The following is a 15173-nucleotide window of genomic DNA, read 5'->3' on the forward strand; positions in this document are numbered from 1 at the left end:
TCATGCGAAAGTACCTCTTACTTCTTGTTTTTATAATGAGCTCAAGCTTGGTCTATGCACAATCACTTAGCGACAGTGCGCGCATAGCCAGACTAGCCATTGAATTAGAATTACAAATAACAGATAATCCAGGACTCCAAGAGCCAGTAGATTTATCGGTGAGCCAGGCGCCATTAGCTGAGTTTATTCGTGCTATTGGAACTCAAAATAAGGTTAATATAAGTGTTAGTGAAGATGTCAAGGGCAATGTTTCTAATACTTTTAGCAATGTAGCCGTTAGCGATGTCCTGCTATTTTTAGCCAAACAATATCAGCTCGATCTTCAATTCACGGGGAGTATCATTCATATAAGTCCCTATAAAGCCCCTCCGGCTCCTCCTAAAATTCGTATACCTCCTTCGGTAGCGGTTGACTATGATACAGCCACTGAGCATATTAGTATGGAATTGAGGCAGGATACCTTGGCTAAGGTGGCGAAAAGTATAACTCAGCTATCGGGGAAAAACCTGGTCTATGCGCCTGATTTAGGAATGAAAAGGTTGAGCATTTACCTTGAAAATGTGCCCTTTGACCAGGCTATGGATAAACTGGCATTTGCAAATCAACTACAGATTAGCAAAACAGAAGATGGTTTCTATTTGTTGGAGAATGCCGTTTCTAAGGGTGCCTCCGATGCAGGGATTCAGAGCCCAAAACGATTTCGAGACTTAAAGCGCTCTAGTTCAGGAGCCATTGAAGTGGATTCGAATTTGATCAGCTTGTATTTTAAGGATGAGCCAATTATGTCCCTTTTGGAGTCGGTATTTGGAGCTTTGAATCAACAGTATTTCTTGTATAATCAAATTCCAGGCAATGCAACCTTGAATCTTCAAAAGGTAAGTTTAGATGAATTGCTTAATCGTTTGTTTGAAGGAACGGACTTCACTTATAAACCTCAAAATGATATCTATCTAATCGGGGATCGCGAAATGCAGGGGCTTTTGGAGTCTCGCCAAATTGGATTGCTTAATCGATCGGTGGAGAAAGTGGTCGATTATATTCCCCGCAATTTGTCTAAGGATATCGAGGTTAAGGAGCTAGAAGAATTGAATAGTTTGATTGTTTCTGGCGCCTATCCTCAGGTGGAACAATTGGCCAGTTTTCTGGAAAGTATTGACAAGCCCGTTCCGGTAGTAATTATTGAGGTGATTATAGTGGATTATCAACGCAATTTCAATGTAAGTACCGGTATAGAAGCAGGGGTAGGCGAACAGCCCGCCGCTAGTTCCGGAGGAGGTGTTTATCCTGGTATAGATTACAGTCTCAATTCTCAATCATTGAATGAGATAATTCGAAGCTTTAATGGTTTTGGCACCTTGAATTTAGGTCCGGTAACTCCCAATTTCTATATGAATCTAAAGCTGTTGGAGACTAATGGCTTACTAAATGTTAGGAGCACTCCCAAGCTTTCGACTTTAAATGGACATGAGGCTACCTTGAGTATAGGAAACACAGAGTATTATGTGGTGGAGCAGGTGAATATTCAGGGAGTTCAAAATCCTATTCCCACCACAACCCGAAATTATCAATCGGTAGAAGCAAACTTTACCCTTACAGTGAAGCCCATGGTGAGTTCTAAGGATCAAGTAACCTTGGATATAGAAGTAGAGCAAAGTGATTTCACCGCTCGAATTTCGCCGGAAGCTCCTCCAGGAAATGTGAGTCGCAAGTTCTCCTCTATGATCAGAGTTAAGAATAATGAAATTGTTCTGTTAGGCGGTTTAGAGGAAAAAAGTGCAAATGATACCGGCTCCGGTTTACCATTGCTGAGCAGAATTCCTGTATTGAAATGGCTCTTTAGTAGCCGGACTCGTAGTGATAGTAAGTCTAAACTGAATGTCTTTATAAAACCAGTAATTATCTATTGAAAATCCTGGATAACATACTGAATGGCTTTCAGGTTCCTGGCCATTTCATGGCCTTGGAGATTCATTATCGGGATTCCGGAATGGAAATCCGTGCTTGTGAATTGCGATATCATAAAGGGCTCTTGAGCCTGAAGGACCAAAAAGTATATTCCGATTTTGAAAGCTTAAAGCAAAGCAGAGCTTTGCCCTGTATTGCTTATTTGAGTGGGAGAAAGGTCTTGACCAAAAATGTGAAATTGGACTCTCCGGAAACTGTGGAAGCGGCTGAATTATTAAAACAGGCCTTTCCAGCGGTAAATTCTAAGTCTGTCCACTTTCAGGTTGATCAGATTAATTCCATGGCACATGTTTCTGTGATTAGGAAAGAAGTGCTGGATGAGTTCTTTCAGAATTGGCCCGCAAGCCATCCCTTGATTGATTTGCAGATTGGCCCTTATTTTTTACTTGAGCCTCTGGCTGAATTACTGCAGGAGCCTACGCATATTGGTGGATATGAGCTTGATCCCGCAGCTCTTGAAATGGTTCCTGCTACAGAGCAGTCCGGTATTATGCACTTATTAGGGGAAGAAGTAGAATCTGCGGTGAGTGGAGCTTTTGCCTATGCATTGCTATTTTGTAGTAATGCAGTGCTTCCTTCTGTCCTGAATGAAGTAGTCTACAATCGTGGTCAGTGGAAATTCAGCAAGTGGAATCAGGCTTTAATTAAATATGGCTTGGGCTCTGTTTTGGTGCTGCTTCTGTTTAGTTTTTTAGGCTTTAGCTATTATAATAATCTTAATAATAAAGTGGCTTTCAAGGCTCAAGACTATCAATGGCAGCTAGAAAGCTTAGAGAAACTAGAGGCTGCTTTAAGTACCAAACGCAATTTCATCGCTAATAATCAAAGCGATTATTTATCTACGGCCCAAGCCTTGGATCAATTAGCGGAACGACTTCCAAAAGAGGTGAAGTTTAAAAGGCTGCAATCGCATCCGGTTGAACGAATAAAGGAAAAAGAGGGGAAGGTTTTTTATGAGCGAAATATGGTTCGCATTCACGGTGAAGCAAAGAGCTACCGGAGCTTTCAGGATTGGTTATCAAAAATTAAGGCATTAGAATGGGTGGCTGAATTGGAGATTTTGGGATATCAAGAATTGTCGACAGGACATGAAGCAGAGTTTATACTGAAACTTGAAATTGATCCTTCATGAAGACGCCACAGTACCGTTTTTACATGCTTGTAGCGGGCTTTCTAATCCTGCTAATAGCTTCATGGAATTTGTCGATAAGTAAGGCCTTTTCAGAAAGAAGCTCGTATAAAAATTATGAGGATCAAAAAGAAGGGATTGCAAGGGTAGAAGAGCGAATGATGCAGTTACGGCAACAAGAGGCTATGCTGAGTCAAGAGTTGGGTGGCAGTGCTGGAGTTGAGCAGGGCTTTGAAGAAGCCTTATTGCAAGTGGTCGGCTCCTTTGCGGCAGATCATCGATTGCAGTTAACGGAGTTTTCAGAATTGATGATAGCTCAGGATCAAAACTTTAAAATTGAAACCCTGCGCTTAAGTTTAAAAGGAGCTTATAAGGATCATCTCCGATTGCTAAACCATTTGGAAAGTGATTTTAAACTGGGAACGGTGGCCTCAGTGGACTTTGAATTACGAAAGAATTACAATAATCAGAAGGAAGAATTGTATCAAACAATTTTTGTCCAAAACCTCTATGAAGATGATGAGAGTACTAAGTAGCTTGGTTTTCATCTGCCTGTTTCTGGTGGCTTGTACTGAATTCCAGGAACCTCAGCTTGATGATGAGAAAATTGAGATTTTTATCCCAAGGGATAGCCTTGTTACGGAGTTGTCTTCTCAATTGTTTTACTGGTATGAAGTAGACGGCGCTTTGGATTATGAGTTTCAAATTGCGCAACCAAACTTTGAACAAATAAATCGCTTGGTAGTGGATACTATCGTTACTGAAACTAAAGTGCGATTTACCCTTGCTCCGGGGGCTTATGAATGGAGGGTTAGAGCTTTTAATAATTCGAGCGCAACTGCCTATACTCTATATCGATTGTATGTGGATAGTACCCTGGACTTAAGCAGTCAGGAGGTTCTCTTACTTAGTCCTGCTGATAAGGATACTACAAATAAGAAGAATCAGATCCTGAAATGGCAATCCCTCTATAATGCTGAATATTATACGATTGATTTAGCTGCGGGGAATAGCTTTGGAACCATTCTTAATTCATGGTCACCAGTAGAGCCGAGTCAAAACATAAACTTGGATGAAGAAGGTAATTACTTGTGGAGAGTTCGAGCCTTAAATACCACCAGTTTAAGTCCCTATAGCGAAAGGAGCTTTTTTCTGGATACCACTGCCCCTGCTAAGCCTCAACTTATTAGTCCGTCAAATGGGCAAAGTTTAAGCAATGCATCAGTTAACTTCCAGTGGCTGCATTATCGAATGGGGGGAGCTTCTATCCGGGATAGTATACAGTTGGCAACCGACAGTTTGTTTTTATTGATTTATGCTGATGCTGAGGTAAGGGGCACAAGCTTGGTGGTGGATACCCTTTCCAGTGGTCAATATTTCTGGCGACTTAAGTCGATTGATAAGGCAGGAAATAGGAGTCCGTTTAGTTCAGTTCGTAGTTTTCAAATTCCATGAATTTAAATAACAAAAAAACGCTGTTTCTTCTCGTTCCTGCGGTTTTAGTTATTTGGGGACTAGTGGCCTATCGATTGGTGGATGCCTTGGGGGAACCGGACTTTGAGATTCCGAATTCGGGACAAAAAGTAATAACTCAGGAGAGGGATACCGATACAAACGTGTACGTTTTAAACCTTGAATATCCTGATCCATTTAGGCCTGATAAATCAAGTTCATCTGAAAAGGCAAAACCTGTATCGAAAAGCCCCCAAGAAACAAAAACAACGAAAGTTACTTTTAAGCCAATTGAGCTTCATTGGCCTCGAGTGCAGTATCGCGGGCTTATCGTAAAGAAAGGGCAATCTCTATGTTTAGTCGAAATAGATGGACAGATTTATTTTATGTCATTAGGTGACAGGGAACGTGGCTTAGAATTGATCGATGCAAAAAGCGATTCCATTCAATTTAAATTCCACAGAGAAAAGAAATATTTTAAAAAGTAAATGCTGAAAGCCGGCTCATTAACCTATGCACTATTCTTGGCTATCATTGTGGCACTTATATGCACCATGATGATAGGTTTGGTGCATTTGAATCGCCTGGCATTTATACGTTCAGATATTTCGTTTCGTATGGAAGATGCCTTGCAATCCGGAATCGCCAGGGCAATGACCAGGGAGATAGATTATCAAGAGAAGATTGATCAAACTGATTTTGACGCAATAGCATTTAATAAACATCGGCATTGGGGAGCCTTTGAATTAGTCAGCTCAAGGGTTATCGCTTCCGATAGAGCCCTTCAAAGGACCTTTATAACTGGCTATTTGCCAACGGATACCACCTTAGCACTCTATCAATCCGATGAAAATAATGTATTGTCATTAGCAGGCGATGCGTGGTTAAATGGAGATGTGAAAACATCAAAGAAAGGCTTGAAATCCGCTTTTATTGACGGTCAAAATTATAAGCGAGAGAAATTGGTTTTCGGAAAGGAGAAAATTGCCAATAAACAACTCCCTGATTTCGCATATGACTTAAACGCCTATTGGTTGTCTTATCTGCAAGGCAAGATAAAGGCTCAAGACAGTATTCATACTATAGGGTATGCAAAAGAACTTAACCATCCTTTTTGGAAGAAAACCCTGGTGCTAAAATCATCCACCGAGATACTACTTAATGATGGCGCTTTTGAGGGGAATATTCTTCTCATCTCAGACCAAAAGGTTCAAATCGGACGGGGTGTTAAGTTGGATAATATTGTGATAATAGCGCCCAAAATTGTGGTGGAGGATAGTGTGGAAATTCGGGCCCATCTGATTGCCACGGATGAGATTAGGATTGGAAATTCAGCGGTGTTAGACTATCCCAGTAGTGCTATTTTATTACACCTTGAAGGGAGAGAAGCTTTGTATCAACAGAAAGCTCAGTCTGTCTTTAGAGGGAGTATAATTCATCTAAGCGAGATCCCCTACAAAAACAATACTGTGCATGCAGAACTCGCCTCTGGCTCCAAAGTAATGGGAGCTGTTTACTGTGCTGCAAACCTTCAATTGGAAGGTACTGTCCTTGGTCAAGTTTATACACGTTACTTTTTGTTGAAAACACAGTCCGGGATACATGAAAATGTGATTCTTAACGGGAAAATAAATCGTTTGAATTACCCTGGTACTTTATTGTTTCTTCCTTTTAAAGATAAAGGGGAATGTCATCTAGCATCAAGGATATGAGCACCAAGTTAGAGGCAAGTACATTGGTGGAGAATTTAGTTGCAATGACTGTGATTTCATTGGTCTTAGGCTTTGGGATGATGATTTTTCTCCGATTAAATGGCCCAGGGGGGACCAACCAAAGATTAGCAGAAGTGCAGCAGGTGGCTAGTCAATATTTTCAGAAGCAGGAATTGGACTTTAAGCTCGAATATCTACCTCCTGATATATCAGGCTGGACCCTAAGTATTGATAAAGAGCATAAGGGGGAACATTTGATAGGATTGCATTTTAGGGCGGAATCGAATAAAAACTCAGGCCTTAGCTACGAAAGAATCAGATGGTTTTATGTTCATTAGGAATAGCACATACAGGCTTAAGTCATTCACCTTAATTGAAGTACTCATTGGAATTGCACTAAGTGCGATTTTAATTAGCATGTGTTATTTAGGTCTGAGAATCCTAAATCAGTATTTCCAGCAGACTAAAGCAAGGTCAGATTTGTTTCAGGAGCGATTAACTTTCAATGAAGTCCTTCAAAGCCAATGGAATGATGCAATCAAGATTAGTGAATTGGAGACGGGGCATTTGGTGTTTCAGTATTCGGATACTCTTGTTAATCTTCAGTTTGAGGAGAACCTTGCATCCTATGAAAATGGTGTCCAATATTCCTTAGGAAAATTTGAGTTTGTTGCATTCTGCCATCAGAACCATAGTAGTTTAATGGTAGTTGATTCTTTACGCCTAAGGTTTTGGCAGGAAGGAGACAGTATGGATTTCACATATTTTAAGAATTATCCTCAATCAATAAGCCTAGAAGACTATGAGCATCTCGATTAAGGAAGTTCAGAAGAAAACGGTGCATACAAATTCCTCAAAGGAAAGTTCTAAGAAGGACAGTGCTCTTACCCAATTGTTGCAGACTCAGATTGGAGAATCCAAATTGAAAGATAATTTTAAGGAGCACTTCTATTCTGAGATCGCACTTTTATTAGATTCTGGCTTGAACTTGAAAGCTGCACTTGACCTACTTCTGGAGCAACAGAAAAAGGAGAGTCATAGAATTCTTTTAGAGAAGATTTTAAAAGAGTTGACGCAGGGTAAGCGGTTTTCTGAAATATTAGAATTGGATAAGCAGTTTACGGCTTATGAGTATTTTTCAGTGCAGATTGGGGAAGAAACGGGTAATCTTTCTGAGATTTTAAAGAGGTTGGCGGATTTCTTTAGCCAAAGGATAAAACAAAAAAGAAATTTCATCGGAGCTATTAGTTATCCATTGGTGATCCTATTTACCGCGATTATTGCAATAACTTTTATGTTTTATTTCATGGTCCCCATGTTTAAAGAGGTTTTTGCAAGAATGGGTAATAATTTACCGTCGGTTACAAAGTTTGTGATTCGGATTTCCGAGAACATCGGACCAATATTTGGTCTGATACTAGTGACTTCCTTGATATTGGCAACTCTGCATCTTAGGTTACGGAAGAATTTAAACTATCGCTTCAATTTAGGAAGTGCCTTGGTGAGAATACCTTTAGTAGGTCCTTTAATTCTTGAGAACAATATCCTGAGGATGTTGCAAAGTTTGGGCTTATTACTCAGAGCTAAGGTGCCATTAGTACGTGCTTTAGATCTAAGTTCGAAAATGCTCTCTTTTTACCCATTACAGAAAGCCTTACAAGATGCTCAAAATAAGGTGCTGGAGGGTGAGGGTTTTTACAATGGTATTGCAGACAATAAATTATTGTCTCCCAAGCTAAAAGGCTTAATCAAAGTGGGGGAGGAGACAAATAATTTGGCCTTCTTGCTCGAAAAGCTAAGTGGCCAAACAGAAAGTGAGCTTGAGCATAAAGCCAAGGTTTTGGGTAATACAATGGAGCCCTTGATTATTGTTTTCTTAGGTTTTTTTGTCGCCTTAATTTTAATCGCGATGTATATGCCGATGTTCCAAATGAGTGCGTCTTATTGATTGTGCTTTTGTCATTTTGAACTAAACCTTTGCGGGGATAATAAATTGAAGTGATTCAGCTTCTTCCTCTATCTTTAATCCTTGAAACCCAATTTTTCCCGCAATGAAATGGCCTGGAATATTATCTAAATTTTTAGTCCTATTAGGTATCCTGTGCCTATCCGGGCAAGTAACAGCTCAGCATCGTGGGAGCTTGGATCCTTCATTCGGGAAGGCAGGGATTAGCCAATTGACATTAGGGAGCTTAAGCGAGCAAGCTCATGATGTGGTCTATTTAGCGGATGGCAGTTTGCTGGTAGCGGCAACGGTTCAAGCGAGTTTTACCACCGCTCAGTTTGCCCTGCTTAAGTTAAAGCCAAATGGCGCATTAGACAGTTCCTTTGCCACAAACGGACGGGTGATTACGGCTATTGAAGATCGCAGTGTTCCGGCCAGCATGGCATTGCAGCCGGATGGTAATATAGTGGTGGCTGGGGCTTCCAGATGGTTTGTGAATATAGTTCGCTACTTAGCCAATGGTGAGCTCGATACCAGCTTTGCAGATCAAGGAAAACTTATTCACGATTATCCAGGTTATTATAGCGAGCGATGTTTGAAGGTGCTAATTCAGAATGATGGCAAAATTCTCTGTCTGGGGCATGCTAGTCATTTTAGTAATGATAAACCCTTTTTCACTTTGTCGCGCTACCTTCCCAATGGCCAGATTGATAGTGCTTTTGGTTCAGATGGGGTAGTGATTGGATTGTCTGGGCGAGCCTATACTGGACTGCTTCAACAAGATGCCAAGATTCTAATTGCTGGTGTGGTAGATGGAGAATTCGCAGCCATGCGCTTCGATTCGAATGGAAGTCTGGATAGCAGTTTTGGAAGCCAGGGTTCCGTGCAAATCGCTATTGGAAATTTCGCCGAAGTTAGGGCTTCAGCTCAACAGGCGGATGGTAAATTGATATTTGCCGGTGCATCCGATTCTCTAGTCACCCTTATTCGTTGTCATCCGGATGGCAGCTTAGATCAAAGTTTTGGACAGAGTGGAATTAGCCAGCCGGCAGTTGGTAAAGTGCAGGATATAAAGCTTCGTGCGGATGGCAGCATGTATCTGGCTGGCGGCTCTCGACCACATACTGGGCAAGGGCATTTTCAGTTAATTCACCTATTGGGAGATGGTTCTTTGAACTTCAATTTTGCTCAGGGAGGAATATTACAAAGTCCGATGGGAATTTATTCCCTGGCCAATAGCCTGGCTATACAAGCTGATGGGAAAGTAGTTTTAGCCGGCGCTCGCTATGATAGTTCCGGTCAAGGCTTGGTGCTAAGTCGTTATTATGGTCAGCCGTGGATTAGCCTCCCTACTTATGCAGAACCTTCAACTATTGAAGTATTCCCCAATCCCATAAAGGATTTTGCCTGGATTCGAATGAAAGGTGAGCCTAATCAGCAATCCCTCTCCTTGTATAATACTCAAGACCAATGTATGCGCACTTTCAAAATTACCGGGCAGGAGCTATTTCGATTGGATCGAAACTCTTTGCCGGCCGGGGTTTATGTTTTGAAATCGGAAGGAGTGGCTGTGAGCTTGGTTTTGGAGTAGGCTGAATTGCAAATTCAGGCTAGCAAAGGAACATGTTTTATTAAAGATTTGATTAAAAAAAAGACCGAACTCTCGCCCGGTCTTCAAATCCCACAATTGACTAGCTTGAATTTGTAATTCAAGCTTCGCTATTAGTATTCAAGTTTCTAAAAAACAACTTGCACCATTAATTGCGCAGTCAAAAAGTTTAGTTGCGTGGCCTCAGGGTATTCGCGGTAATTCACCGCTACTAATACTTTCAAATCATTGCCTTTTAAATAGCGACTTAAGGCCAAGCCATAGGCATTGGAATTGCCCAACAAGGCATTCTGATTATTCTCAAATTCATTGTACACCGCACTGTAGCGCAGGTCTATGCCATAGCCGCCTCTGCTTACATAGCCCAATTGTCCGTTAAAGCCGGTGCCCAAATTGTAGTACTCGCTAATCTGAGTGGCAAGCAAGGGATCTTCAATACTGGGGTTCAGGTAGGTGCCCTCTAAATTGGTGGCGCTGCCCTGACCGTATTCCGCATAAAGTGATAATCCGCGATACTTCATCAAAAGATCGGCAAACCATTGGCGGTAGTCCGGATATTGCACTGCGCCGGCCCCATCATAAAGAACCAGTGTACCATGACCTTCACCAACTGCATCGCTGGCGCCATCATTGTAGCTACCGGCTAAACCAATAATCATCTTTAAGTCTTCTTCATGATTTAAATCGGCCAAGCCTTCTAAACCTCCTTCAGAGAAATCGCCCAAAGGCAAAAGGTCGATGCGGCCACTGTATTTAAATCCCCCTAAATCTACATCACGAGAATCCGCACCAAAGCTATTAATGCCATCCCCCGAAGTAAGGGACGCCTGTGGTATCACTCGGAAATTCTCAGTACCTAATTTCAAGTCCAGGAATAGGCCTAATTCACGGCCGCTTCTACTAAAAGACTCGCTAAATAGGCTGCGATCTGCAAACTGGAGATTGTTCTCCATAATCAACATCTCACGGTTATTGCCAATATTTTGCTTTTGTCCCATAGTGATGGTAAGGGCCTGCCAGGGATGATAGGCTACCCAAACATCCAATAGAGGATTGGTACGACTAAAGTCCAATTGCAGCAAGAAACTCAGCTTCTCTTCCTTGGCCTGACCTGAGAAATTGAAATAGGTGCGCTTGGAATTAAGCAGGAAATTGCCATCCTCAGTATCTACCTGCTGCCACTCGATATTGGGCTGAATAAAGCCACCTATTTTAAAGCGGTAGTCGCCATCCTGAAAATTGAAATTCAATCCTTCACCTAATTCAAATGAGGCTTGGTGATCATTAGGCTTTAATTGAGCCTGTAAGGCCTGGCCTGCAAATAAGGCCGCTAAGAGTATATATGCTTTTTTCATGATTTAGGGATGCAATTTTTTGTTGGAGAGGTATCGGTAATAAGGTAATTGAGCGCCCGCCTTGGTTTCAAATACCGAGAAGGAAACAAAGCTGTTGGGTGCTTCGGGTTCTAAGACTTCTATAGCCAGGTTCGCGTGCTTCTGATCCATATAAACCACGAAGCTGCCGGCGGGAATCTCCAGGCTTTCGGTCTTTAGTTCACATTGTAGTTCCTGGCGATGTACACCTTCATATTCTTCGGCTTCCTGCTGATATTCCCTAACCGTGTAGCTTTCTATTTCCAGGTTTTGTGGACTGTCCAGATTTTGCACTTCCAGGCCCAAGGTTTTAAGTCGTGCTACCAAGGCGGTGTTTTCCGGAAGGAGAATGTAGGCGGTGGGGCGGGTCCGACTAAGTTTAGCCGTAGATTGCCAGGCATCGCGCACTACGCCGCGCAATGAAATACTATCATTGCTTTCTACGTCGATCATATAAATGTCTCGTTCTTCCTTGAGGCGTTCGGTGCTTACTACCGCCGGACTTTGATCTTCTCGGGCTTTGGCGATTACGGCGCGTAATTCTTCACCATGCTCATAGCTGCTTTGCAAATAGGATAAGGCCACGGTAAAAGTGCTGAGCACACGTCTTTTAAAGGAAGTTCGACCTAAGCCAACGCCCCGGATTTCAATCAGGCTACTTACACAATTGGTAAGGGCATAGCTGGTAGCGCTGGAACGTGCATTATGAGATCCTTGATTAAACTGGATGGCGCCCATCACTTTGGTGCTCGAGAAATAATCATGGCTAGTCATGTTCTTCGCTTTTAGCGCATCGGCCGCAGCTTGCACAAAACGATCTTTGGTGTATAAGCGAAGGTTTTTAGGCACATTGAGGTTTCCCGAATAGAGAAACATCACATCATAAGGCACCGTAACTCCGTAGGAACTGAGGCGTGCATAGTCTCTACGAAAGGGACGGTATTCGTGGAAATCGACTGCTACCTCTGGGGCAAAGGCATTGAAAGCGGTTTTGAGAACCGTGCTTTCTGGCGCATTTAATTTGGTTTGATCCCGATTTAAATCCAGACCATTGGCGGCATAGCGACTGCCTTTATTCATGCCATCAATATTGGCCATAGGAACAATCGCGAGCTCCAAACGGTCCAGGAGCTTGAAGTAATCTGGCTTTTCCAATATTTGCTGAATAAGCCATAGCATGCCTTCTGTGCTGGCCGGTTCATTGCCATGCAAGCCCCCTTGCATCCATACTTTAATGGGCTGGCCACTCACATTGGCTTTTTTCAATTTTACTAAAGGGATTTTTTCACCTTTCTGGCTTTCGCCGATGAAGCTCAGGCTCATGGTCTCCGGATATTGAGCGGCTAGCTTTTGCAGAAAGGGCATCATATCCTCATATTCCGTAAAGCCACGCTTACTCTCAAAGGCCGGGGTGCTAATTTCAATATCAGGATCCGCGAAATAGCGCTCTGTAAGTTCCTTCGGTTGAGGACTAAATTGGGCCCTCAGCGTAAAATGGAAGAGGACTGCAATGATGGATATGGAATAACGCCAAGTCATCTTAAAAAGAGAATGTGGTGATTACCCGAGCGATCCATTCGTCGCCATCCATGGGCAAACTGTAAATATCATTGGAGCCGGCAGCGGCATTCACATAGGTTAGGGAAGCCTGAATTTTAAAGCCATAGCCCTTACCGAAGTATTTGCTCAGGCCCAAAGTATAGTAATTGGGACGATTGTAAAAAGTGCCATTATTCAAGAAGCTGTGTTGATCGGCTTCGATGTGCGTAAAGCGACCATCAATGGAGTAGCGCGAACGGAACATATAGCCAGCCTGAATATTGAAGGCTTGACCCAACATCAAACGGCCTTTTACATAATTTTCTATATTCTGCACTCCGTCCACCTCAAAGGTGCGAGATACAGTACCGTCATTTCGTACTCTTTGTGTGATGTCATCCGGCACCGTAGCGCTGGAGGCGGCGTATTCAGCTATCACGGTAATACCACGGTATTTAAACATCAGGTCGGCACCAAACTTGGCATAGTCCGGCAGCGATTCTTCATTGTCATTATTGAGATAGATGATGTCACCACTTCCACGACCCCGTCTGCTACTCATCCCGTAATTGATATTGTAGTAACCACCAATTACCAGTTTTGGACTGAGCTCTCGCACCACATCCGCCTGACGGAATTGACCAAAATAGGTGAAGAGACCAAAGGGTAGGTAATCCAAGCGACCGCCAACCTTAAGTCCGCCATGATCATTGCCCACAACATTTACTCCATCACCATTGGTTAGGGTGAGGTAGGGACGTAAATAATGTCCGCCATTAATCCACCAGGTCGCATCGGCAAAAAGCCCGAATTCACGAATACTGGCAAAGGAAGAGGTGAGTCTGCTCCGTTCAACCAGCATCAGGGTATTGGAACCCATCCACAATTCGCGGTTGTCGGTAGGCGTGGCCTTTTGGCCGAAGGTGAGTCGTATCCGGCGATTGAAATTATAGGCTACCCAAGCATCGAAAAGGAAGCCTGCAGCTTCATCACCGGTTTCAGAGTTCCCACTAAAATCGGCTTGAAAGCGGTATTCAATTTTCTGTTGGGCCGCTTCACCCGAAAGGCGTAAACGTAAGCGACGCATACGAAAGCGCTGTACCCCTTGATCGATTGCCGGATCGGTAAAGGATTTGTACTCGTAATAAGGCTGGAAGTAACCCCTAAGGTTTACAGTGTAATCCTTATCTCCGGTAAAGGTGAGGCCATCGCCAAGGATATACTGGTTTAAGCGGGGATTCTGTGCCCAGGCTTGAAAGCAGAGCCCGAGCAGCAATAAGGCCGTTCCGCCCAATTTTAGCAAATGGGAACTTTTCATTCGAAAGTGTCTTTTACAGTTAATTGCCCGTTCTCCATCATCATCTGACCCCGCGCGATTACGCTTTGTAATTGGAGTTGATCATCGAGAATGCAGAAGTCGGCATCAGCGCCTACCTTAATTCGTCCTTTATTGGCCAAGCCCAGGTTTTTCGCCGGACCCGATGTGATTGGCTTTAAGGCTTCTTCCAGCGCTAATCCACTTTGATGCAAGGCGCGCATTTCGTGGAAGTTCTCCGCAAATGAAGCGGCGCGTACCCCAATAAAGTTTTTGTTTTCATCCAATCGATCTAAGCCGGCATTACCATCGCTGCTAAAGGTCATTTGCTCGATAGAGAGCCCCTGGTCCATGGCGTAGATTACTGATTTATGCGGATCAGTATACTTGGATGCTCCGGTGGTGATGTCGATCATTCCTCCTAATTTGCCAAAAGCGATCGCCTGGTCGAAGAGGGATTTGGTTCGTCCCACATGGGTTGGGGAAATATGCTGAATGGGGAATTCATATTCTTCAACCACTCGGAAGAGTAGGTCCATTTGATCCTTCAAATTTCCGAGGTGGATATGGAGAATACCTTTTTTATTGGCGATCATTCCACCCACTCGAATTTCGCGTAATAAGCGCAGTAAATCCAGTTCGGAAGGATAAGAGGAGCGGATATCGGCAATGGCTATTTTGCAGCCTAAGACCTTATCGATAAAGATCATTTCCTCTTGCATCCGGCTCATGATATGGATGGGATCCAAACCGTAGTAGCCGCTGTACATATAGGCAGAAAGGCCTTCCATTTCCAAGGACCTAACCTTGGCATAGAGGCTTTTAATGCTGCGGGTAGAACCATCGGTGCCCAGCAGGCCCACCACGGTGGTAGTTCCGCATTGTACGAGGTCGGTCATTTTTACTTCGGGAGTCATAGAGGAGAATCCCCGCTTACCACCCGCGCCAATAATATGGATATGCTGATCGATAAACCCGGGGGTCACAATTTGACCCTGGGCATCCCAGCTTTTAAAATGCTTGTTGGCTTCGATCTTGGAGTCGATGGCCAGTATTTTCCCCTCGCCAAGCAGGATGTCCTGCATGCCTAAATCTTCGGGGGCAAATACATGTGCATTACGTATTAGTAACATA

Annotated in this window: 14 protein-coding genes; 10 read left to right on the forward strand and 4 right to left on the reverse strand. The window is 43.2% G+C overall.

The window, feature by feature from the left end:
* Nucleotides 1-2: 2 nt before the first annotated feature.
* The 10 genes from H4K34_RS12640 (at nucleotide 3) to H4K34_RS12685 (ending at nucleotide 9794) form a co-directional block, all read left to right on the forward strand.
* Nucleotides 3-1907, forward strand: a complete 1905-nt coding sequence (locus H4K34_RS12640; RefSeq protein WP_210757748.1) for a secretin and TonB N-terminal domain-containing protein — start codon at nucleotides 3-5, stop codon at nucleotides 1905-1907.
* A complete protein-coding gene (locus H4K34_RS12645) occupies nucleotides 1904-3097 on the forward strand; it encodes a hypothetical protein (RefSeq protein ID WP_210757749.1) in 1194 nt (397 codons plus the stop codon). The genes H4K34_RS12640 and H4K34_RS12645 overlap by 4 nt, the downstream gene beginning before the upstream one ends.
* A gap of 155 nt (nucleotides 3098-3252) precedes the next feature.
* On the forward strand, nucleotides 3253-3630 hold the full coding sequence (locus H4K34_RS12650) for a hypothetical protein (RefSeq protein WP_210757750.1): 378 nt from the start codon (nucleotides 3253-3255) through the stop codon (nucleotides 3628-3630).
* Nucleotides 3611-4549, forward strand: coding sequence for a fibronectin type III domain-containing protein (locus H4K34_RS12655; RefSeq protein ID WP_210757751.1), 939 nt, complete (start codon nucleotides 3611-3613; stop codon nucleotides 4547-4549). Before H4K34_RS12650 ends, H4K34_RS12655 begins: the two co-directional genes overlap by 20 nt.
* Nucleotides 4546-5034: a hypothetical protein gene (locus H4K34_RS12660; RefSeq protein ID WP_210757752.1), complete on the forward strand. Its 489-nt coding sequence runs from the start codon at nucleotides 4546-4548 to the stop codon at nucleotides 5032-5034. The genes H4K34_RS12655 and H4K34_RS12660 overlap by 4 nt, the downstream gene beginning before the upstream one ends.
* Nucleotides 5035-6258, forward strand: coding sequence for a hypothetical protein (locus tag H4K34_RS12665; RefSeq protein WP_210757753.1), 1224 nt, complete (start codon nucleotides 5035-5037; stop codon nucleotides 6256-6258).
* Complete coding sequence (locus H4K34_RS12670; protein WP_210757754.1) at nucleotides 6234-6596, forward strand: type II secretion system protein; 363 nt, start codon at nucleotides 6234-6236, stop codon at nucleotides 6594-6596. Before H4K34_RS12665 ends, H4K34_RS12670 begins: the two co-directional genes overlap by 25 nt.
* Nucleotides 6586-7077, forward strand: coding sequence for a PulJ/GspJ family protein (locus H4K34_RS12675; RefSeq protein WP_210757755.1), 492 nt, complete (start codon nucleotides 6586-6588; stop codon nucleotides 7075-7077). The genes H4K34_RS12670 and H4K34_RS12675 overlap by 11 nt, the downstream gene beginning before the upstream one ends.
* Nucleotides 7061-8206: a type II secretion system F family protein gene (locus tag H4K34_RS12680; RefSeq protein WP_210757756.1), complete on the forward strand. Its 1146-nt coding sequence runs from the start codon at nucleotides 7061-7063 to the stop codon at nucleotides 8204-8206. Before H4K34_RS12675 ends, H4K34_RS12680 begins: the two co-directional genes overlap by 17 nt.
* A 103-nt stretch (nucleotides 8207-8309) precedes the next feature.
* Nucleotides 8310-9794 carry a hypothetical protein gene (locus H4K34_RS12685; protein WP_210757757.1) on the forward strand — a complete coding sequence of 495 codons (1485 nt, stop codon included), beginning with the start codon at nucleotides 8310-8312 and terminating at the stop codon, nucleotides 9792-9794.
* Nucleotides 9795-9940: 146 nt separating this feature from the next.
* Here H4K34_RS12685 and H4K34_RS12690 read toward each other — a convergent pair whose 3' ends face one another.
* Genes H4K34_RS12690 through iadA form a run of 4 tightly spaced genes read right to left on the reverse strand, consistent with a single transcriptional unit; the run spans nucleotide 9941 to nucleotide 15172 of the window.
* Nucleotides 9941-11167 carry a porin family protein gene (locus H4K34_RS12690; RefSeq protein WP_210757758.1) on the reverse strand — a complete coding sequence of 409 codons (1227 nt, stop codon included), beginning with the start codon at nucleotides 11165-11167 and terminating at the stop codon, nucleotides 9941-9943.
* Nucleotides 11168-11170: 3 nt separating this feature from the next.
* On the reverse strand, nucleotides 11171-12724 hold the full coding sequence (locus tag H4K34_RS12695; RefSeq protein ID WP_210757759.1) for a M14 family metallopeptidase: 1554 nt from the start codon (nucleotides 12722-12724) through the stop codon (nucleotides 11171-11173).
* 1 nt (nucleotide 12725) lies between these two features.
* Nucleotides 12726-14042, reverse strand: coding sequence for a porin (locus H4K34_RS12700; protein ID WP_210757760.1), 1317 nt, complete (start codon nucleotides 14040-14042; stop codon nucleotides 12726-12728).
* Complete coding sequence (gene iadA / locus H4K34_RS12705) at nucleotides 14039-15172, reverse strand: beta-aspartyl-peptidase (protein ID WP_246452116.1); 1134 nt, start codon at nucleotides 15170-15172, stop codon at nucleotides 14039-14041. The genes H4K34_RS12700 and iadA overlap by 4 nt, the downstream gene beginning before the upstream one ends.
* Nucleotide 15173: the final 1 nt, after the last annotated feature.

Origin of the sequence: Croceimicrobium hydrocarbonivorans, assembly GCF_014524565.1 — a bacterium.
In the GTDB taxonomy this organism is placed as follows: Bacteria; Bacteroidota; Bacteroidia; order Flavobacteriales; family Schleiferiaceae; genus Croceimicrobium; species Croceimicrobium hydrocarbonivorans.

Excerpts from the sequence above, each read along its gene's own strand:
- H4K34_RS12660 (WP_210757752.1), top strand. The coding sequence starts at position 4,546 with ATGAATTTAAATAACAAAAAAACGCTGTTTCTTCTCGTTCCTGCGGTT.
- H4K34_RS12685 (WP_210757757.1), top strand. The coding sequence starts at position 8,310 with ATGAAATGGCCTGGAATATTATCTAAATTTTTAGTCCTATTAGGTATC.
- H4K34_RS12670 (WP_210757754.1), top strand. The coding sequence starts at position 6,234 with ATGTCATCTAGCATCAAGGATATGAGCACCAAGTTAGAGGCAAGTACA.
- H4K34_RS12700 (WP_210757760.1), bottom strand. The coding sequence starts at position 14,042 with ATGAAAAGTTCCCATTTGCTAAAATTGGGCGGAACGGCCTTATTGCTG.
- iadA (WP_246452116.1), bottom strand. The coding sequence starts at position 15,172 with ATGTTACTAATACGTAATGCACATGTATTTGCCCCCGAAGATTTAGGC.
- H4K34_RS12690 (WP_210757758.1), bottom strand. The coding sequence starts at position 11,167 with ATGAAAAAAGCATATATACTCTTAGCGGCCTTATTTGCAGGCCAGGCC.
- H4K34_RS12680 (WP_210757756.1), top strand. The coding sequence starts at position 7,061 with ATGAGCATCTCGATTAAGGAAGTTCAGAAGAAAACGGTGCATACAAAT.
- H4K34_RS12665 (WP_210757753.1), top strand. The coding sequence starts at position 5,035 with ATGCTGAAAGCCGGCTCATTAACCTATGCACTATTCTTGGCTATCATT.
- H4K34_RS12640 (WP_210757748.1), top strand. The coding sequence starts at position 3 with ATGCGAAAGTACCTCTTACTTCTTGTTTTTATAATGAGCTCAAGCTTG.
- H4K34_RS12675 (WP_210757755.1), top strand. The coding sequence starts at position 6,586 with ATGTTCATTAGGAATAGCACATACAGGCTTAAGTCATTCACCTTAATT.
- H4K34_RS12650 (WP_210757750.1), top strand. The coding sequence starts at position 3,253 with ATGATGCAGTTACGGCAACAAGAGGCTATGCTGAGTCAAGAGTTGGGT.
- H4K34_RS12655 (WP_210757751.1), top strand. The coding sequence starts at position 3,611 with ATGATGAGAGTACTAAGTAGCTTGGTTTTCATCTGCCTGTTTCTGGTG.
- H4K34_RS12695 (WP_210757759.1), bottom strand. The coding sequence starts at position 12,724 with ATGACTTGGCGTTATTCCATATCCATCATTGCAGTCCTCTTCCATTTT.